The following is an 18,306-nucleotide window of genomic DNA, read 5'->3' on the forward strand; positions in this document are numbered from 1 at the left end:
CGCCAGCCGGTTCCACGGCCGGCAGCCCGGCCAACTCTGGGAAACGGCGTATCTCCGGCGAGCTATTCCCTCGGGAGTGCGCTCTGGCAGTGGTACTCGGGCTACGCAGTCCGGCGACGTTCCTGAAACGGGCTTTGGTGCCGATTTGTTCTTATAGGCGAGTGGGGTACTGGCCTATTTTAACCCTTTAGTGGCCTAAGTAGAATTTCGGAGTGTCCTAATTCGATTTTTGGGCACTGGCGCGTCCGGGCCTAGCTCGTGCAGGCTTTCCGTCTGGACGCTTGACCAGTTCGAATGTGGCAACGTGGGTGCTTTCCGCCCAAGACTCCAATACCGCCCCGCAGACTTCACAGGATACGTGACCGCTATGCGGCATTAAGCACATCGGTTCGATGCGCTTATATTCAGCGCCCCACCCACACCGGACAAGCGTTGTTTCCATTCTCGAAATATGCGCCCGCAACCACCCGTTTTCCAGTGTCGATCGCGTGTGGTATGGGGCGGAAACTAAGGCCGCCTCAGTTGGCGGCCTCTGTCATGTCGAGCCAATGGTGCCACGGCATCAGGCTGCTTGCACGTCTTCCTTGTCCAGGCCCAGCGCCACAATTTTCAGCGCGTCATCCGGCAACGGCCGCTGCAGAGCCTTCGCCTCGTCCCACGGCGCACGCATCCAGACATCGCGCTCTTCGTCGGTCGTCAGAATCACCGGCATCGCCTTCGGATGGATCGGCTCAACGATAGCGTTCGGTGTCGTCGTCAAGAAGCCATAGACCAGGTGAGGGCCGGGCACCGGCTTGGACTTGGTGCCCCGGTCACCCTTGAACTCGGTCCAGATGCCGGCGAAGGCCGCCAGCGGCCGGTCGTCACTGAGCGCGAACCAGACGACGTCCTTCTTTCTGGTCTCCGGGTTCGGCTCCGGCGCGTACTCGGCGAAGCTGTTGAACGGGACCAGGACCCGGTTCTCGGGCTTCAGCCAGCCGCGCCAGTGGGGCGACGACGTGTTCCGGATGTTGGTGACCGGCGGACCGCCGAACTTCGGCGGCGGCGGCATGCCCCAGCGCATCGTGGTCAGCTCGGTGCCGGTGTCGGTGTTGCGCACGACCGGTGCCGGATAGTCCGGAAAGACGCCCGGCATCGGCGGCAAGTTGCCGATGTAGCGGTTCACGACGCGGAACAGCGCGATGATCGCCGCCTGGTTCGTGGTGATGCTGTAGAGGTTGCACATTGAGTGGCTGGGGGACTTCGAATGCTTCACTTATCCTTTTGATCGGTCTGCCTCACAACATCCATCGCCCGTTCGAGGTCTTGCCGAATACTTTGGTCCAATAAGGCCGCCCTATTTAAGTTGTGGCTTTGGAACCCCGAGGGAGTGCGGATTAAGCCGGTCATTGGGGGAATGCCAAGTTGCATGTTGGTCAGCTCTCGGTTTGTCGCCATGTCTTCCTCTAGACCGGCAATTTTACCCCTGAGTGCCGCCAACTCCCCAGCCAAGGCTTGCAGGGCCGGTGTGGCGTGGCTGTCTAGTTCGAATTTCGCGCGGGCATGGGTGATCGGGTTCTCGACCTCAAATCCCTCCTTTGTCACGTCGAGAACGACGCTCTCAAGCGCGGTCCTTGCCTGCTCGATGTCCTTAAAATCTCTTCGAGAAAAATAAATCGCCCGATAGGGCGCTACATCAAACGGGATTTTCCAGTCTTCATGTATGACGTGGATCGTTGGAAGCCGAACCATATGGCGAACGGCCAACTCGTAAAAGGCGTTCGCGTTGTGCATGCTCATGTCCGCAATGACGAGATCGGCCGTCATCAGCCGATTTATTACCTGTGAATTTATGTCGCCCGGAGCTTTGATTTCGTCGGCTCGCTCCACAAAATAATCGGCGAAGTTAGACCGAAATACCGGTCGGATTATGCCATCCAGCAACCAATCGGCATGCGTCGCTCGCCGAAATCTTCGTTGTCCGCAGCGCGACCAGATGGCTGCGCTTATAGGGGTAGCCCCGGACCTGCGAGCAGTTCTTGCAGCGCATGTAGCGTTCCAGTTCATGGACCGGCGTCGTTTTTGCCCGTCGCACGACGTTCAGGTCGACCGTTTGATGGGTATTGCAGCCCAGACATTTCACTTCAAGGTAGAGATAGCCGGCATTGAGCGCGTCGCCCAGTGCCGGGGAGGGCTGGGCTGGGCCCTGAAAGCCGAGCATGCGCTTGTTCCACGCTTCGCAGGCGAGCCGGTCGGCGGTCTTGCGGGCCTCGGCAGCGACCTCTGCCGCGTGCCGGACCGACCCGCCGTAGATTGTCTCACGTGACTTGGTGCCCATGCCGGGAAGAATGCGCCCGCCCGGTCGATGTCGGCAAGCCGCTACGGATTGCGCGTTGGCAAACGCGGCAACGCAAGGGCAGTTGGACCAATACAGAACATCGAGTGACTAACCGATTCGAGATCAGTGACTAACCGGAGAACAACCCTTTGATCTCGGTGAGAAATGCTTGGCTAGTGGCGATCCCAGCAGGATTCGAACCTGCAACCCACGGAGTAGAAATCCGTTCCAAGCCTAGACATGTCAATGGCTTATCTGTTTCGTGTACCAATGGCGTACCATCAGGACCCGAGAAGCCGTAGTTCAACGCCTTCGGCCGCGCGCTGGTCGGCTTCGCTGTCGGCGAACAGATGGCCGTAGGTGTCAAACGTCACCTTGATCGAGCTATGGCCCATCAGTGTCTGGATTTGTTTGGGGTTATGGCCTTGTTCGATCCACAGCGAGGCGCAGGCGTGGCGCAGGGCGTGCAGGCCGTATTTGGCCACGGTGACCGTCACAGGCTTTCCGGCCTCGTCCAGAGCCTCTCTCTGGGCCGTAATTCCGGCCCCGATCTGGATCGGTGCGAAACCGCGGTCGATCAGATTCGCATAGGACTCCACCTTGCCGATACCGTTCGGAAAAACGAGATCGAGATCGCCCTTCGGGCAGGCCAGCTTCCATTCGCGGAGCGCATTCAAGACCATAGGGGGCATCCGAAGCGATCGGTAGGCGGCTTTGGACTTCAGCTTGCCAATCTTGTGGGAGGCGTCGGCCCGCTGATTGACGTGGATCTGGCGGGCCTCAAAGTCGACGTCGACCCACCGCAGGCCGCGGAGCTCGCTGGCCCGAAGGCCGCAGAACGTCGCCACCAGCACCAGGGCCCGCCACCGGCGGCTCTTGCGCGCCGTTGCGCCGGCAATGATGGCCTGCAACTCCGCCTTGGTGGGAATGACGGGGCGGGGATCGTCACGTTCGGGCAAATCCAGGTCGATCCCCACCGTTGGCGCGACCGATGACAGCCCGCGGCGCCGAGCCTCTTTGAAGATGGACCCCAGCGACCTGATGACCTTCTTGATCATTGCAGCCGAGCGGCCGCCATCTCGCAGCTGATCGGCGAACGCGTTCACGGCCGGAACCGTCATGTCCGACAGCTTTTTGGCTCCAATGAAGGGGGCAATGTGCAGGTCGACGTGCTGCTCATAGGCGTCGATCGTTGTGGCCTCGAGGTTCTTTTCGTTGCAGCGCTTGATCCACAGGGCGCCGGCGTCTTTGACGGTCGGCGATATGCTGCCAGGCGTGTGAACGCCGCGCGCCACGTCGTGGCAGGTTTCGACGAGCCAAGCCTCAGCGGCGCTCTTTTTCGGAAATTGTTTTTTGCGTCGAATGCCGCTGCCGTCGGTATATGATGCGCGCCAAACCACTAGGCCGGACGGAAGGATGCGCTTTCGGACGGTTGCCATATCAACGCTTTCTTAGGTTTGGAGCGACCGCATCAAGTCTTTCCATGCGATTTTTGGCTAAGCGCAGCTGGGACTTGGTTGGGGCGTCTTTCGCACTCAAAAGCTGGTGAAGCTCAAAAAACGTGTCACCGTGAAAGCCTGCCTCTAGTGAGAAATTGCCGCCACCTGGATGGTTGCTCAAGAAAAGTACCGGAACTTCTGGTTTTTCCTCGGTGTAGATCACACTACTCAAGCGAAGCCGGTTGACCTTTATGGACCTTATACGGTCGCTATCAGCTCCAGAGCTGATGGCTCTTGAAATGGCCGCGTGAATATTGGCAGCACCAACTAGGAGAGATTTGCTAGCCTGCGTCGGAATGCGCATGGCGCCGATCAAAATTTTTGTCGCGTTGCCGACCTCGCTCAGATTGTCCGTTGCGAGCGCGGCAACCATCAACATTGCCACCGAATCAGAATTTAGTGGAACGCCGCTGCCAGGACCCCGGCCGGGGATCGGTGACAACAGACCCGCGCGCATAAGCTCGCGCTGCCTCTCATAGAGAGCATGTTCCGAGAGGTTGAAAAAGATCTCCGAAAGAACAGGAATAAACTGCTTGAGGCTGCTCATGTTCAAACGGTACTACGAAGAGGTGTAGAGCGTCCACCTTTTTCTTGCGAACATAAACGAAACATGCTTAGTAGTGTATGACGTACATTACTGAGGCCTAAACATGCTCGACCGAAACGGACCAGCCGACGACAATTGTCTTGTCTACGATCTGCTCGAAGCCGGATCCATGCTCGGCCTCAACCGCAACGCATCCTACGCTGCCGCAAAGCGGGGTGATATCCCGACGATCAAGATAGGCAAGCTCATTAAGGTGCCCAAAGCGGCATTCCACCAAATGCTTGAACAGCCCGTCAAACAAGGCGGCTGAAACTTGGCCCGCGCCGGATCGTCCCGAGCTCTGCAGCCCCGCAGCTTCGGCGGGCTAGTTTCTGTCACGCCCATTCGTGATCGGACAGGCGAGGGCGGTGACGCCTATTCCGTCTCCTATCACTCCCCAAGCGGAGACCTGGCTTGGCTTTCGCCCCGCATTGACTCGCAGGACCACGCTGAAGCTGCGGCGCGCGTATTGGCTGAATTCGTCGGCGGGAAGGTACTGCATGCCCCATAACGCAGAAAGGGTTGCCGGCCAGGGCAACCCAATCGCAATTTCAAAAGCGCTCGCAAAGCCCGCAGAGATTGCCACAACCCCACAGGAAATTCAACGGCGTCGACTTGCCCGGCTGTTTTTATTGACGCCGGAAACGGCGGCGACGATCGCACATCTCGCATTCGCGGAGTTGCTGCGGTGACGCTGGACCAAGATCGAAAAGCCGGCTTCATCGAACTTGCGCCATTGATCGATGGCTTCGCGGCGCTTTGGCACGTCGGCGGCTCTGTCACCGTTGTTGCCGACGGCAACGATTTCGCGGCGATAGCCGATAGAGCCAAGTGTTGGGCCTTGTCAGAGGGTGTCCCGCTATTGCGAGGCCTTCACTGATGGCGACCAGGGAGACGCCGGCGCATTATCTAGTTCTCTGGGCAATCATGGAGGACGAGCGGCTGTCGGCCGGCGCGAAGTGCGTCGCAATCGCTCTGTTGCTCAAATACCGAAACCACAAGACGAGCCAATGCAACCCTAGTTTCGGCGAGTTGGCCAAGTCCGTCGGCCGAAAGCGCCGCTCGGTGATTGATGCCCTCAATGAGCTGAAGGCCTTCGGCTGGATTGATTGGCAGGGAACCAAAGGCGGATCACCGAGCAACACGAACAATTTTCATTTCTTTCTGCAGCCCCAACCGGTGCAGCCTGCTGCACCGGTGCAGTGTAGCGCACCGGTGCAGGAAAACGCTTTAACCGGTGCAGCGGAGCGCACTCAACCGGTGCAGTACACTGCACACGAACCATCTAAGAACCATCTGAACCATAGCGGCGCTTCGAAAAGGAAGGGGCAGATCCTCGGCTCAACGACCGGCGTCCGCGTGCACAGCGATAGCCCGCAGGCCGATCAGTGGCGTCGGTATTGGGTCTCGATCGGCCAGCCGCAGCCCGCCTTCAGTCAACGTGACGGCTACTACCTCAAGCCGCTGCCATCGCTGCTGCCTCCGGAGATCACCGGGAGCGCAGCGGCATGACGGGTAAGGGGATTCCATCCTTGGCAGCTAAGGGGCGCAGACCGCACGGTTCCCTGCGTTTGCACCGAGACCAAAAACTGAAAAAAGTGGCACAGCATGGCTTTTGAAACGATCGACGGCGGCCCTGACGAACCTGATTGGCTCCTCTCGCTTACTGCCGAAGGCGAGCGCTCAGCGGCAAGGAAACACTGGGCGGCGATCACCGCCGCGATGCGCACGGCAGACACGATCACCGCAGCCAACGGCCACGCGATCGGCCGCCTGGTCATAGCGCAGACTGTGTTTGACCGCGCCAGTGCTGCCGTCGCTCGGGATGGTGCGGTCCGGCGCGTCAAGGGCGTCGACCGCCGCAATCCCCATTGGATGATCATGAAACAGGCCAACGAGCTTTGCTCCGAACTGGAGGGACAGCTTGGCCTGTCACCGCGCACGCGGCATCGCGTCGGCAGGGTGGTTCGCGGCGTCCGACGATCGGCCGCCGACAAATACTTGAGGCCGGTCAAATGAATCGCGCCAGGGGATACCGGTTTAGTGCATTGGAAGCGAAGGCCGCGCGGACCGCGCCAGGTCCAAATTTCTCACAAAGCCAAATTGATGTTCCGAGATGGTCAATCTGGTTCCAGCCGGCGAAGGCGCAAACATGAGTTACCTCTGCACAGACTGCTCGGTCGATACGACGCCATGCACCGGCAGGCGTGGCTGTCGCCACAACGGCCGATGGGAGCACTACATGGTGACCGCCGAAGTTTGGAAGGCGGCCGGAATGCCAGCGCCGACCCTTAGGAGGTACAACGAAACGGATGGTGACTTCCTCTGCATCGGTTGCCTTGAAGGGCGGCTGGGGCGAGAGCTGACGGCGGCCGACTTCACCGATGCGCCGATCAATGAACCGTCGCCATGGGACACCCCCCGACTCCAGGACAGGAAGACCCGCCGGGATGGTATGGGGTTTAAATTCCTATATAGCGTTTCGGGAGCGGAACCGCATGGGTAGTCACTCACGTAATTCGCGCCCCGGAGCCTTTGAAAAATTATTTATGGGAACATTAAGCAAATGAAAACGCCTCCACTACCTGGCGCATCGAGCCGCAAAAAACGCAAAGGGCCACCGGCCCCGAAGCACCTGCAATTGCCAGAGCGGCGCCTGTGGGTCTCGATCCTGCGAGAGAACGCAATCGAGGGTGAGGCCGCGCTATCGCTGCTCAAGTCGACACTGGAGTCGCATCAGCGCGCACGCCTCTGCCGCGAACAGGTCGACAATGAGGGATCGACGTATCTCGATCGCTTCGAACAACCCAAGCCACACCCGCTGCTAGCTGCCGAGCGCGATGCGCGAGCGTCGTTCCTGGCGGGGATGCGCGCCCTAAAACTCGATATGGTTGGAGATGAACGATGACCAAAGCACGTCCGCGGCGCGAACGATCGGAGCCGGAAATTGACGAGATGTCTTGGCGCTACTTGTGCGATGCCTCGACTCCGGAGGACAAAGAACGCTGGCTTTACCACACGCTTGATTTCGACGAGTTAGAACTCGCCATCGAGGAGCCGCCGACCGGCAAAAGGACATCGGAGCTCTGGGCGGAATTCGGCGACAAGGTCGTCGCTTGGTGGGCGAAGGAACGGCCCGGAACGCGCCCGCGTTGTTGGTGGAAGTACTCAGCAAAAGAGCCGAGACGTCGACTAGGCGGGGTTGGCATTACGCGGCGCGCGGCGCTCGGTTGGGATGAATACGTTGCGGACCACGGGTTACCTGACCCGAAGGGCTGGCTCACGCTGGAAAATCTGAACCTCCACCCGCACTGGCAACCGACGGCCGTTCCAGACCCTGCACCAATAGACCCGATCGATCCCCCGAAGTTCGAATCACAGGCCGCGTATCTCAAGCGGCTCGGGTTGTTGTTGCCCGGAGAAGCGGCGCGTCTGGGTGTCGCCGACTACAAACCCGAGACTATCGTTCTAGAAACGTCAGACAGGGTTCACGCCGCTCGCAGATGACCGAAGCCCGCGCCAGATATTTCGCGGTACACGACGCCTGCGCAACGGCGGGGCCGTCGACATGACCGATCCCCGCCGCCGCGCCGCCGAGGCGATCTATAACGCCATGCTGCAGGCACAGCGCGACGCAGGCGACGCCGCGCTTTGCGAGGCGCTCGACTTGCTGGCCGCGGATACAGGTCAGAACAAGTTCAGGTTCGCCGCATCTGTTCTGCGCGGCACGACACTTGGCCGTCTGGCGATCAATGACGCTGAGGCTCTGCGACGCATCACTGCATTTCCGCCGGCGCGCCGACGGGAGGCTGTTGGCGTCGTGGCGCGCCAAGTCGCCGGCGCCGAGGCTAACCCGGCGCGGGTCGATGCGATTGCCCACCGGCTGCGCCGAAAACTTCGCGAAAATGAAACGGACAAAAAGGTTCTGTCCGCCAACCCGGCCTTGTAGAAGAGGGGCATGAACATGGTTGCCAGAAAATTCAGCGGCTCGACCGCAATATCGCCGGTCACCGGCGCCGATGTGCTCGCAGTGCTCGAGCGTCGAATCAGCGAATTGGAAGCCCGCGACAAGGAGCTTCTGGAGAAACAGATATCGCTCGAATCCACGGCTGGATCCGCGCGATCTGATGCGGCGGGCGCTGCCGTAGCTGAGGCCCAAGCGTTGCTCGATGGCTTGCCATTCGTTCCGTCGTCCGCAAGGCCGATGGCTCAGCTCGATGCGATTATCGCCGAGCGCGCGGTGATCGCCAAGGCTTTGAAAATCGGTCAATCGGAGCAACATCGACTTGCCACCGAGCGCGCCGGCGAAATTTGGGCGAGCCATTTCGCGGAGATAGCAAAAATCGAAAAGCGCCGTGTAATGCTGGCGCTTGAACTACAGCAGGTGAATCGGGTTCGCGAAATGCTCCGCGAAAAGATCACATCCAAGGCCGGCGGACCTGGCTATTTGCCGACCGATGGCGTTGAGCTTCTCGGCCTTGGCGACCTCAGGGAGGAAGTCCACTGGGCGGGCGAGCGCCTAGTTGCGGATGGCATCGCTACCCGCGCAGAAATCGAAAAGGCGAGGTCCGATGGTTGACGCTCTCGACATCCTGCGCCGGGATGTGTTTCGCAAACGCGTCAACGGCATCGCCGGCGGCAATCGGATCGTGTGGTCAGAACGGGATATCCACCAGGTCCACGACTACGTCATGGCGGCAGCTCCGGATCAGATTTTCCGAGCTGCGCCGACGGCAGAAGTCAAACTTGTGGAATCAAATACCGACAGTCTTGCTAAAATTGGCATCGAACTGCGGAGCGGTTTCGGGCCCGATGATAATCCGGTGGTCTGCATCACGACGCCGCGGGCCGACCTTATGGGGGATAGCGTGAACACCGTCCCCGGCGCCGTCGACATTACCGACTTTTTAAAAAATTCTCCTGTCTTGGATACGCACGACTCTTCAAAGCCGCCGGTTGCGGTTTCCACGAAACCCTGGCTATCCGGCTCTTCGATGCTTGCAATCGCAAAATTCCCCAAGCCTGGCGTCTCTGCGAACAGCGATCAGATCGCGAACGCAGTCCGTGCCGGCCTTCAGCGCGGTGTTTCGATCGGTTTCATTCCGCTGAAGTGGTCCTTTTCGAAAGATCCGGCGAGGCCCTTAGGTGTAGATTTTCACTCAATAAAATTACTTGAATGGAGTTTCTGTGCTCTGCCGTGCAATCCAGATTGTCTGGTGCTTGGCGCAGTCGCGGGCGGCACGTCACCGCCTGGCGACGGCAAGACCGCCGATCTTCGTCGCGAAGCCCGCGCGCTCGCCGCGAAGGCTAGAGCAATCAGCGAATCGATTTCCGATTCAAAGCCTCAGACGCGCGAGCAGCGCGTCGCCGAAGCAATGAATTTTCGCCGTATAGCAACGGCGGCTACAAAATGAAATTGCGTGCTGGTTGCTCATCGCGCAACTCCCCGCCGGAAAGCCTGCCGGCGGCAACGCGGGTCGGGATCAACCCGACCCGCGACCCTTTCGATGTGGAGCACTTGTCCGCGAGCCTCGATTATAACGAGCTGAAACTCATCGCGGAGTCGTGGGGAACGCAATGGGCGGATGCGCTCATCGCCAGTCCGCGCTGGCCGTCTTGCAACAAAGCCACGACCGTTCTTGCCGCCGGCGCCATCGTCGAGTCCGCGATCAACGGAATCGCGCGCATTCTCGGCGGTAGCGATTTTGCACCGCACGTTCCAATGATGTCCGCGACGATGCTGCAAGCTTACCAAGATTCGTTACCAAGAATTCAGTGAGGGTTAAACGTGCCTACAGGGATTGTAACAAATTACGATGGGAACCGTGGCTACGGTTTTATCCGGCCGGACGACATCCGCGCCGCCGATCTTTTCGTTCACGCAAAACACTTAGCAAACCGGGATGGGTTGAGGGTGGGCGAGCGAGTCAGCTTCGAAGTCGTCGACGACGAACGCCACGGCAAGCCGCGCGCCGATAGGGTGCGGGTGCTGTGACCGACAGCAACGATGCCGCGGCGACTGGCGTGCCCGGCGCCGGATAGGGCAAAACTGGCGGACGCGCTGGAAGATCTCGTGCTTCGGGAAATTGCCGATCGATCAGACAAGGAGTGACCATGGCATCCGTAACTCAAGCCCTTCTGTTCAGCTACGGCGTTCCCGGTGGCGGTGGACCATCGCTGTGGACGCCTGCGCGACTATCGACACTCAAGATGTGGTTTCGCGGCGATGATGCGGGTTCGGTCGATGCTGCTGCCGTTGCAACATGGCCGGATGCTTCCGGCAACAGCAATGACGCCACGCAGAGTTTATCCCCCAACAAGCCGACGATGGACGTAACTACTGGTCTAGGTGGCCATCGCGTCGTTAATTTTGACGCGACCGCTTCCCAAGCGATGGTACTGCCGTCCACTCTTTTAAGCGGGTTCTCATCTGGAGCCGTCGTCTTTGTCCTAAAACTCCTGAGCGATCCTCCGGGAGACACAGTTTTGTCTGGAAACCCGTTACAAACGACGACGACCGGGAATAACCCTAGCCTTTATCCATGGGCCGGGGATAGCAACATCTATGATGGGTTTGGTTCAACTGAACGACACGTCGTTGGCAACCCGAGCACATCATTGGCCACATGGCACATTGGGTCATTTCATTCACAGACGAACTTGTATCGCTACTACCTTAACGGGGTTCAGTTCTTTACGACCTCAACCAACACGGTTGATTGGTCCTTTACGGCCCCGCTATTGGGTCGGTGGTTCAATGGCGGTTTTAATTATAGTTTAGCCGGGAAGATGGCTGAAATCTTGCTGGTCAATGAATTCCTAAGCGACGCTGACCGGCAGAAGGCCGAGGGATACGTGGCCCATAAGTACGGGCTGCAGAGCGTGCTTGACGTTAGCCATCCCTATAAGAGCGCGCCGCCTACATGACGGTGCGGCTCTGAACTGAACCTGTCCTCTGGATAGCGCTGCGGATCGCTATGCCCGCAGCGTCAATATAGCCACAGGTCCGGGCGTGTAAGAGCTTATGATCAGTATGACTTCCGCCGCCCAAACTGCAATAGCGGCTTTTCCAGAGCAAACCATGATGCCGTCGCGGTGGAAATCGAAACAACCGCAGCGGCGCAAGTCACAAGGATTTGTGGCGTTGTCGCGATATCTGGTCTGGTACCAAGTATGAGTCCGTGCATCAGCCCAGATATAGGCTGGTGTATCAGGTAGAGGCAATATGAGATCGTGCCAAAGCTCGTCAAAAATCTGGCACCAAGGAATCTGAGACCCGGCGATCTGTTCGCGGCGAGCAATATGCAGGAAGCGAATAGCGCTGCCATGAACACCGGAGCGGAGATCAAGAACAGTTTTTCGCCAACCATCTCGGCGTTAGCTTCAACGAGCAAGAGGGCCGCGACGGACACAAGCGCGATAACGCGCATGGTAATTTCTCGCGGCTTGATGTTCTTCTGAGCGTAGGCCGCAAGCACTCCGATCAGAAGGATGTGGCCACTGCTAAAAAGAAGACATTCCGCCGATATTCCGTCTCCCCTCACGCAGAGAATGACGCGTATCAGGAAGCAGAGCGCGATTCCGATGCGGATCGATGGCAAGATCGCTTTGGCCGGAAGCAAAAATATTAACAGTGGAATGAGAAGATAGAACTGCTCCTCTACGGCGAGCGTCCATGTTGGCGTTAGCCAGCGCGTACCGACATCGCCACGAACGGCCATGAAGAAGTTTTGCGTGAACGTGAAATAGGACCATGCGGGTAGGGTAGATGCAGCCCATGGCACATTCAGTAGCCATATGAGGGTGAGTGTCGTCGCGACGACAAGAAAATAGACGGGCAAGATGCGAAGAGCACGACGCGCATAGAACACTCTAAAAAAGTTCTGGCTATCTACGCGCTCCAGAATGATGGAGCCAATCAGGAATCCGGAGAGGACGAAGAACAGATTTACGCCGATCGGCCCAAGGATTCGGAGGGTGGTGAAACCATGCTCCACCTCTCCAAAGTAATGAGCGATTACGACAGCAAGGACCGCCAAGCCTCTTGCCCCATCAAACTCGGAAACGCGCGCTCCGCGTGAGATTTGACGTTGCGGAGGCCGTGCAATCTCCGACGCGTAAAACGCGGTTTCGACTTTGTTCATTCGCCCCCGCCCAGAAATCGCGGGAAGCTACCACTGCAACCTTGCAGCGAGCAAGGGAGTGGGTGTGGACATCCTTAACCGCCACGGGCTTTTAAGCCTTGCACGCCGGGGCGCGACTTGAAGCGGACGACTCCGGCATCACCATTCCGCGCTGCGGTGGCAAGGGGAAGTCACCGGACCGGTGGATCGTAATCTCGATGCGTGAAAAGCGGTGGCGGAGGCAGCGGCGGTGGGTTCGCAATTGCAAATTCATGGCCGCAGTACCGACACTTCCGGGCGAACACTTTAACCTTTTCAGCGCACTCCGGGCAGACCTTTACGTCTAAACCGCCTCGCGGCATTGCCAGCAAAAGCAGCCCGCCCAACAGCGGCGATATAACCACCGCCAGGACGAACCAGCCGAAGGCGTTCCTTCCGCGGCTGTTCGCGGCAACGCCGACGATGATCGCGAGTCCAAGCCAGAGAAGAAACACCTCCATGCGCTATGCTCCCAGCCCTCCAGCCTAAGGCGCTGTCGGCGCAGTTGCCGGAGCGACCTGAGCGGTCGGTGTCGGAGCGTTCGCACGCTCTTTCTCGACGGCGTGCTGCAGTTTCTTCACATAGGCGGTAGCAGCTCGAGCTTCATCGCTATCAATTAGCTCGCGTTTGATGATCTCATTTTCGATCAAGGAACGCAGATAGTCCGGCTCCAGTCTAATACCCGAGAGCCTGCGAACTTCCTTTCGAAGCGCCTCAATCATATTGTCGCTGCGAAGTACCGCGGAAATAGTGTACTTGCTACTTGTTTGCTTTTCGTTGAGTAGGTCGGTGAGGGAGTCCTTCGAAAATCCTTCCGAGCTTAAATTTCCAAAGCAGCAGATGACATCATCGCTCTTGCAATCGCACGAAAGTATGTCGATTTCGAAAACCATGACCTTGTCGATCGGCTTGCCAAATTTCAGATTGTAGAGCCGCCACACCGCGCCGTTGGAAAGCACTACCCACGAAATTCCATCGTTGGCTGCGTAATCAATAGCCTGCTTAACGTGAGAGTCCTTTAGCTCGACGCCAATCGCCTTGGCTTCGATCAGGAATCGCTTCTTTTCGTCGACAATGACGACGAGGTCCACATAAGTGCCGCGTATAGCGTGCTCGCTCGTAACATCTTTGTACTTGTCGTATCCCAAGGCATCAGAAAGAAGGCCGGTGATGATCGTGACAGTATCGGCCTCGCTGATATCTCGTTGTTTGGCGGCTCCTAAAATCTTCTGGTATTTTTTCAATTGTGCGGAAATGCGCGCGGCGACCTTTGCAGAAACTGCCATGCCGTCCTCCCCCAAAAAGGGGGATCATTCCGCAACCGGAGGGCGAGGGCAAGGGCGAATTACCCTTTATTAGGCCGCTGTCCGGGTTGTTTCCGGCCGTGCCGTCAGGGAAGATGGGCCCCAGGGAGGGCCCACCCATGGCGGATTTCAAGGTTATCGACGGGGACGGACCGGATAAGGAAGAGCGGGAGCGTCAACAGGCCCGCGAATGGGCGAAGGCCGATGTCGAGCGGACCATTCGCGAAGTTGCAGCAAATATGCTTCGTATCATTCGCGGTGCCGGCAAACCTTATGAGATTTTGATCCAGATGAAGGCGGTGATCGACGCCGCAATCAAGTTTCAAGAGGTGCACAACTATTGGCCCAACGATGTTATCGCGAACGAGCTGCACCTAACCAGCAAGGACGAAGAATATTGGGAGGGTGAAAAGCAGGGCCGTTACACCAAAGAGCAGGTCGAACGGTGGCTAGGGGACGGCAGGCACCAGCAAATTTTAACGGAACACACAATCCAGCGCGGCGCTCTGCAAGCCATCGCCTCCGCGTTGATCGGCCAAGACATGCGGCAGCGAGCCGGCGAAAGTGAGTTTCACGACGGATTGCGCAGATGGGCGGAAAATCGCGAAGAGCGGCTGCGCAAGCGACGGGAGGCCGAAAGAGCGGCGGCCCGCGGCGCGACGAGCACGAAGAAGAAGACTCGGGCCAAACGCGGTCCGAAGGGCGATCCCTCAATCGTGCTTTAGGTACCGGTTTTTCTTCAGGTAGTCCGTCAGCAGCTTTTCAATGAATGACGACAGCGATCGGGTATCGGCCTTGGCGGCCGCCTCCGCGGCTGCCTTGACGTTCGGCGGCAAGCGGATCGAGACCGGTAAACTTTTTGGGTCTGATGAAGGCGGGCGTCCCATAATCCACATTAAATGTAGTTGACTTATTAAGATAACTACATTTATATTACTTTGCTTACAAAAGCAAGCAGCCCGCCGGAGTGTTGGAAGCACTCGCGACGGGCCTGACCCCAGAGCAAGGAATTGACCCATGCCCAAGGCTGACAGCGTGTTTAGCACGCCACCCATAAGTTCGTCTTCAATCGAGACCTATGAACCATACGCCACCGCAGATGCCTTCTGCACCGGCCTGGCGCGCATTGAGCGCCTTGGCTCGTGTCGGCGCCTCGTGTTCTTTGTGGACGACCCCGGGGCTGCCGGCGGCGCGGCACGCGCCGTTGTAGCGAAGCTGGTGGTCCCGGCCGAAACCATGGCGGATCTGGCGCAGATGATCGCAGCCGATCGCCCTGAGCCCGGCACTGCCTTCGCCCGCCTTCCCGTCGACGCTGTTGCGCATTGAGGGGGGAGCATCATGAACACCCACACCAAGCCACCAGCGGGCCCAGAGGGCGCGCTATACCGCCGGACCGAGGAAATTTTTAAGGCCATAGGGCGCCTCCGCAAGGAAGCCCGCGCCGAGATTGAGCGGCCCCTGAACTTCCTCGACGACACCGACAACCATATGGAGCTAGAGGACGACGGCGACCTTGAGCCTGAGACGGACGAGCCGTCCCTCGGTTTCCTCGACCGCATGACCAACCAAACCCGGATATGCGAGGGCTTGGGTTCTGACCTCGAGGACGAGTACGACGGGCGAGAGCCTCAGGCGGATGACGAACCGTCGCTGGGCTTCCTTGAGCAGCACGGCGGCCCCTACGGCTACGACAGGTACGACCGTTCCTGCGGCCAGGAGCGGCTTTGCGATGGCAAGGGCGGCGATCTCGAGGAAGACCCGTCTGAAAGCGGCATCGCCGACGGCGACGGCCTGCAAGAGCAGATGGGCCGGCGGGATTGGCTATCCGGCGTTTTCGGCTAGGGAGACGCACCATGGCCGATATCGAAACACTCGACGCGGATGACGAGCCGCTCATTGATGAATGGGCGGAAGCAATCGAATATGACTGGCCAGCGATAGAGGGAAGGCTAGCACTTCTGCTCTTTCAATTTGCGACCAAGGTGATCGGTGAAAAGATCAACGTGAACCCGTTGGCGGCTGACAGCGCGATCCGATACTGCCAGAGCAGGATTGCGGGAGGTCCATACGTTCCCGCCCGTCAAGAGCACTTCATTGATTTCATTTTGCGGCACGGCGGGTCGGTGGAGTGGGTCATGTTCGGCGACATCAGCGAATTGCTCGTCGGGTATGCAGCGGGAAGACCAAAAATGCCGCGGTACCAGGGCATCCTCTACGATCTCAACATGGTAGAGCCGTTAGATGACGAGCCGCTAAGCGCCTAATCCGCGACTGAAACAAAGGCCCGCCCAGTTCACGCTGGGCGGGCTTTTCCCGTGTGCAAGAAAGTTAAAGTCAGAAGAAGCCCGGACTGAGGTCGAGACCGTAGGTCAACATCAGCAGAGATACCAACAGACCGACCCCGCAAAACAAAGCTAACGTTTTGAGGACATCAAACTCGGATGAGGTTGAGAGAAACACACGTGAAAACGCTCGTGCAACAGCAGTCATTTGCGACTCCCAAAAGCTCGACCCTCAGAGCGAGGCCTAGCTGTGCGCTTTGTTAGCTGAGTCCGCGCGTGGGCTATGTGATCCTGTTCACAGGTTTTGGAGAGGCGAGGGTGCGGCCTGAAAGATCTCGTTAACTGAGCTGGGGACTGTCCTAATTAGGCCATCGCTTCTAGCGAATTGGGACACGATTCTGAATTGATGATAGGGAGCGCTCGGTCTCCAGAGCCCCCAGCCCTGATCGGGCGCATGAACGGCCTCAGCCCCCACGGCTGGGGCCGTTTTGCTAGGGCAGTCCACCGACTTGCCGCGCTTCATTGCCAGTACGGCAATTCGGCTCACTGATCGCGCTTCAGCTTCCGCTTGCCCCAATGATGTTCCTTGCGATCGGGATTGAACTCCCGAACGTGGTGCCGGTTTAAGGCCCGCATGACGCCGACACGTGCGAACATCGCTGGGCCACCGTGCTCAACAACCAGCATCAGCGCTTCGATCGCGGACTGCCATTCCGGAAGGTCCGCTTCCTCTTTCGGCAAGCCGGCGATGTAGTCGCCCGCATCCTTCAGCGTGACGATCTGGCGGCCATCGGTCAGGGGGATCGGCTCTTCGAATTCGCTGGACCAGGGCGGCATCACTCGGCGCCGTCAGGAAGCAGGATGATCCTCGTTCCCGAGCGGTCGATCTCAAGCCACTTCCGTGCGACAGCATGTCTGATGCCGGCCGCATAGTCGAGCAAACTGCCGCCGGTGCGTGTGAACGCCGTGTTCGTGGCGCCCGTATAGGCGTAAGGCAGGCCACTCTCAGCGATAGAAGCCCGGACAAGATCCAGCAGCTTGCGCGCCGCGGCTTCCGGAGCGGCGAAGGGTCGGTCAGTGACGTATTTCATGGAATTGACCTGTAACCCATTCCGCCGACCGGCATAGCCTGCCAATTGAAGTCCGGCCGGATATCGGCACCGCGCTTTCCGCAGGCCTTGCAAACAAACTGCGGTTCAATATCCGACAATCGCAATTCATCAGGCCAGCGGTCCGCGCCGAGTTCGACCGAATGGCTGCACCGGTAATCGGCGCAATAGATCAGCAAACCGCGAACGCCGGAAGAGCGCATTTCGCCGAAGGTGATTTTCTCAGGGCGGTTCATCCGGCTATCAAAGCGCGGCGCCTGCCGTCCGGCAATCGCCCAAGATGTTCATGGAACAGTTTTTGATCGAATGGCACCGGCGGTTATGTCTGCTTCGTCCCATCCCGCCGCTCTCAACTGAGTTGTAAGTTCTTCCGGCGTGTCGAAGGCCGGAGTTGAATAATCAAGCGCAACAAGCCGGCCGTCGATCCTACCCCAGTCTGAGGCCTTGTACTCGAAGGGCTGGCGGTCTTCGCCCGGGAAGTAGTCCCAATCGGGGAAGCCGTCAGAATCTATCAGCCCGTCCTTTTCAATTTCCGTAAGAGGGATGGCAGCGGTCATCACCAAGAGCCAACCCCGAGCGCCGCACCAGCGCACGGGGCACAGCATCGCTCGGCGGCGCTCGTCGACCGAAGCGAAGAGGTTGGCTTCATACTGATTGCAGCGCCGGCCGCGAGCGTCGCGCGCAAACTTCACAGCCCATGGTCCGACAATAAGGACCAACCGCGTTGTTCCTGTTCGAGAGATTCCGATCATCGGACACGCCTCTTCGAGGCCGGCGTTTCGCGAACGGAAAACGAACTGCTGTGTACCATCCGTGTACCACTGACTAGTTGGGACTAAACGGGAAAGCCTGATATCAAAGGGTTTTCTTCAATAACAAATGGTACACGTAATTTTTGAGAACAAACCACATATCGCATTGAAATCATTGGCGATCCCAGCAGGATTCGAACCTGCAACCCACGGAGTAGAAATCCGTTACTCTATCCAGTTGAGCTATGGGACCGTCGGGGGTCTTCTAGCACTGCCAATATGAAAAATCCGCTTC

28 protein-coding genes and 2 tRNA genes are annotated in these 18,306 nt (G+C 58.5%); 15 read left to right on the top strand and 15 right to left on the bottom strand.

Features of this window, described 5'->3' with window-relative positions; all coding sequences use genetic code 11:
• Positions 1 to 562: 562 nt before the first annotated feature.
• The 6 genes from NL528_RS22035 to NL528_RS22060 all read right to left on the bottom strand — a co-directional run bounded on the left by NL528_RS22035 (position 563) and on the right by NL528_RS22060 (position 4,363).
• Entirely contained in the window at positions 563 to 1,225 is a 663-nt protein-coding gene (locus NL528_RS22035) for an SOS response-associated peptidase family protein (protein WP_309185007.1), read from the bottom strand.
• A 26-nt stretch (positions 1,226 to 1,251) separates the two neighbouring features.
• Positions 1,252 to 1,806 carry a hypothetical protein gene (locus tag NL528_RS22040; protein ID WP_309184747.1) on the bottom strand — a complete coding sequence of 185 codons (555 nt, stop codon included), beginning with the start codon at positions 1,804 to 1,806 and terminating at the stop codon, positions 1,252 to 1,254.
• A gap of 79 nt (positions 1,807 to 1,885) precedes the next feature.
• Complete coding sequence (locus NL528_RS22045) at positions 1,886 to 2,317, bottom strand: hypothetical protein (protein ID WP_309184749.1); 432 nt, start codon at positions 2,315 to 2,317, stop codon at positions 1,886 to 1,888.
• 177 nt (positions 2,318 to 2,494) lie between these two features.
• Positions 2,495 to 2,606: transfer RNA gene (locus tag NL528_RS22050), tRNA-OTHER, on the bottom strand.
• Positions 2,599 to 3,612, bottom strand: a complete 1,014-nt coding sequence (locus NL528_RS22055; protein WP_309184750.1) for a site-specific integrase — start codon at positions 3,610 to 3,612, stop codon at positions 2,599 to 2,601. Before NL528_RS22055 ends, NL528_RS22050 begins: the two co-directional genes overlap by 8 nt.
• Before the next feature lie 145 nt (positions 3,613 to 3,757).
• On the bottom strand, positions 3,758 to 4,363 hold the full coding sequence (locus tag NL528_RS22060; RefSeq protein ID WP_309184751.1) for a hypothetical protein: 606 nt from the start codon (positions 4,361 to 4,363) through the stop codon (positions 3,758 to 3,760).
• Positions 4,364 to 4,466: 103 nt separating this feature from the next.
• Between NL528_RS22060 and NL528_RS22065 the strand changes: the two genes are divergently transcribed.
• A complete protein-coding gene (locus NL528_RS22065; protein WP_309184752.1) occupies positions 4,467 to 4,673 on the top strand; it encodes a helix-turn-helix domain-containing protein in 207 nt (68 codons plus the stop codon).
• Between the two features lie 330 nt (positions 4,674 to 5,003).
• Here NL528_RS22065 and NL528_RS22070 read toward each other — a convergent pair whose 3' ends face one another.
• The gene (locus tag NL528_RS22070) at positions 5,004 to 5,168 is read right to left on the bottom strand and encodes a hypothetical protein (protein ID WP_309184753.1); all 165 of its coding nucleotides are present in this window, start codon (positions 5,166 to 5,168) and stop codon (positions 5,004 to 5,006) included.
• A gap of 113 nt (positions 5,169 to 5,281) precedes the next feature.
• Between NL528_RS22070 and NL528_RS22075 the strand changes: the two genes are divergently transcribed.
• The 10 genes from NL528_RS22075 (at position 5,282) to NL528_RS22120 (ending at position 11,329) form a co-directional block, all read left to right on the top strand.
• Positions 5,282 to 5,914, top strand: coding sequence for a helix-turn-helix domain-containing protein (locus NL528_RS22075; protein WP_309184754.1), 633 nt, complete (start codon positions 5,282 to 5,284; stop codon positions 5,912 to 5,914).
• A 96-nt stretch (positions 5,915 to 6,010) separates the two neighbouring features.
• Positions 6,011 to 6,421 (top strand): P27 family phage terminase small subunit, encoded by a 411-nt coding sequence (locus NL528_RS22080; protein ID WP_309184755.1) that lies wholly within the window; start codon positions 6,011 to 6,013, stop codon positions 6,419 to 6,421.
• A 622-nt stretch (positions 6,422 to 7,043) separates the two neighbouring features.
• Positions 7,044 to 7,310: a P27 family phage terminase small subunit gene (locus NL528_RS22085; RefSeq protein WP_309184756.1), complete on the top strand. Its 267-nt coding sequence runs from the start codon at positions 7,044 to 7,046 to the stop codon at positions 7,308 to 7,310.
• Entirely contained in the window at positions 7,307 to 7,909 is a 603-nt protein-coding gene (locus tag NL528_RS22090; RefSeq protein ID WP_309184757.1) for a hypothetical protein, read from the top strand. The genes NL528_RS22085 and NL528_RS22090 overlap by 4 nt, the downstream gene beginning before the upstream one ends.
• A 61-nt stretch (positions 7,910 to 7,970) precedes the next feature.
• Positions 7,971 to 8,351: a hypothetical protein gene (locus tag NL528_RS22095; RefSeq protein WP_309184758.1), complete on the top strand. Its 381-nt coding sequence runs from the start codon at positions 7,971 to 7,973 to the stop codon at positions 8,349 to 8,351.
• A 72-nt stretch (positions 8,352 to 8,423) separates the two neighbouring features.
• Positions 8,424 to 8,981 carry a hypothetical protein gene (locus tag NL528_RS22100; RefSeq protein ID WP_309184759.1) on the top strand — a complete coding sequence of 186 codons (558 nt, stop codon included), beginning with the start codon at positions 8,424 to 8,426 and terminating at the stop codon, positions 8,979 to 8,981.
• Positions 8,974 to 9,816 carry a hypothetical protein gene (locus NL528_RS22105; protein WP_309184760.1) on the top strand — a complete coding sequence of 281 codons (843 nt, stop codon included), beginning with the start codon at positions 8,974 to 8,976 and terminating at the stop codon, positions 9,814 to 9,816. The genes NL528_RS22100 and NL528_RS22105 overlap by 8 nt, the downstream gene beginning before the upstream one ends.
• A complete protein-coding gene (locus NL528_RS22110; RefSeq protein WP_309184761.1) occupies positions 9,813 to 10,181 on the top strand; it encodes a hypothetical protein in 369 nt (122 codons plus the stop codon). The genes NL528_RS22105 and NL528_RS22110 overlap by 4 nt, the downstream gene beginning before the upstream one ends.
• A 9-nt stretch (positions 10,182 to 10,190) precedes the next feature.
• A complete protein-coding gene (locus NL528_RS22115) occupies positions 10,191 to 10,397 on the top strand; it encodes a cold shock domain-containing protein (protein WP_309184762.1) in 207 nt (68 codons plus the stop codon).
• A 119-nt stretch (positions 10,398 to 10,516) separates the two neighbouring features.
• Positions 10,517 to 11,329, top strand: coding sequence for a hypothetical protein (locus NL528_RS22120; RefSeq protein WP_309184763.1), 813 nt, complete (start codon positions 10,517 to 10,519; stop codon positions 11,327 to 11,329).
• Positions 11,330 to 11,430: 101 nt separating this feature from the next.
• Here NL528_RS22120 and NL528_RS22125 read toward each other — a convergent pair whose 3' ends face one another.
• The 3 genes from NL528_RS22125 to NL528_RS22135 form a co-directional block, all read right to left on the bottom strand.
• Entirely contained in the window at positions 11,431 to 12,546 is a 1,116-nt protein-coding gene (locus tag NL528_RS22125) for an acyltransferase (RefSeq protein ID WP_309184764.1), read from the bottom strand.
• 170 nt (positions 12,547 to 12,716) lie between these two features.
• Entirely contained in the window at positions 12,717 to 13,025 is a 309-nt protein-coding gene (locus tag NL528_RS22130) for a zinc ribbon domain-containing protein (protein WP_309184765.1), read from the bottom strand.
• 24 nt (positions 13,026 to 13,049) lie between these two features.
• Positions 13,050 to 13,850 (bottom strand): type I restriction enzyme HsdR N-terminal domain-containing protein, encoded by an 801-nt coding sequence (locus NL528_RS22135; protein ID WP_309184766.1) that lies wholly within the window; start codon positions 13,848 to 13,850, stop codon positions 13,050 to 13,052.
• Positions 13,851 to 13,987: 137 nt separating this feature from the next.
• Between NL528_RS22135 and NL528_RS22140 the strand changes: the two genes are divergently transcribed.
• The 4 genes from NL528_RS22140 (at position 13,988) to NL528_RS22155 (ending at position 16,132) form a co-directional block, all read left to right on the top strand.
• The gene (locus NL528_RS22140) at positions 13,988 to 14,593 is read left to right on the top strand and encodes a hypothetical protein (protein ID WP_309184767.1); all 606 of its coding nucleotides are present in this window, start codon (positions 13,988 to 13,990) and stop codon (positions 14,591 to 14,593) included.
• 292 nt (positions 14,594 to 14,885) lie between these two features.
• Positions 14,886 to 15,194 (top strand): hypothetical protein, encoded by a 309-nt coding sequence (locus NL528_RS22145; RefSeq protein WP_309184768.1) that lies wholly within the window; start codon positions 14,886 to 14,888, stop codon positions 15,192 to 15,194.
• A 12-nt stretch (positions 15,195 to 15,206) separates the two neighbouring features.
• Complete coding sequence (locus tag NL528_RS22150) at positions 15,207 to 15,710, top strand: hypothetical protein (protein WP_309184769.1); 504 nt, start codon at positions 15,207 to 15,209, stop codon at positions 15,708 to 15,710.
• 11 nt (positions 15,711 to 15,721) lie between these two features.
• Positions 15,722 to 16,132, top strand: coding sequence for a hypothetical protein (locus NL528_RS22155; RefSeq protein WP_309184770.1), 411 nt, complete (start codon positions 15,722 to 15,724; stop codon positions 16,130 to 16,132).
• Positions 16,133 to 16,202: 70 nt separating this feature from the next.
• Here NL528_RS22155 and NL528_RS22160 read toward each other — a convergent pair whose 3' ends face one another.
• From NL528_RS22160 to NL528_RS22180, 5 genes are all read right to left on the bottom strand, one after another.
• A complete protein-coding gene (locus NL528_RS22160; RefSeq protein ID WP_309184771.1) occupies positions 16,203 to 16,358 on the bottom strand; it encodes a hypothetical protein in 156 nt (51 codons plus the stop codon).
• Between the two features lie 335 nt (positions 16,359 to 16,693).
• Complete coding sequence (locus NL528_RS22165; protein ID WP_309184772.1) at positions 16,694 to 16,987, bottom strand: hypothetical protein; 294 nt, start codon at positions 16,985 to 16,987, stop codon at positions 16,694 to 16,696.
• Complete coding sequence (locus NL528_RS22170) at positions 16,987 to 17,241, bottom strand: hypothetical protein (protein WP_309184773.1); 255 nt, start codon at positions 17,239 to 17,241, stop codon at positions 16,987 to 16,989. The genes NL528_RS22165 and NL528_RS22170 overlap by 1 nt, the downstream gene beginning before the upstream one ends.
• A gap of 302 nt (positions 17,242 to 17,543) precedes the next feature.
• Positions 17,544 to 18,011, bottom strand: a complete 468-nt coding sequence (locus NL528_RS22175; RefSeq protein ID WP_309184774.1) for a hypothetical protein — start codon at positions 18,009 to 18,011, stop codon at positions 17,544 to 17,546.
• Between the two features lie 176 nt (positions 18,012 to 18,187).
• A tRNA-Arg gene (locus tag NL528_RS22180) sits at positions 18,188 to 18,264 on the bottom strand.
• Positions 18,265 to 18,306: the final 42 nt, after the last annotated feature.

Origin of the sequence: Bradyrhizobium sp. Ash2021, assembly GCF_031202265.1 — a bacterium.
Lineage (GTDB): Bacteria > Pseudomonadota > Alphaproteobacteria > Rhizobiales > Xanthobacteraceae > Bradyrhizobium.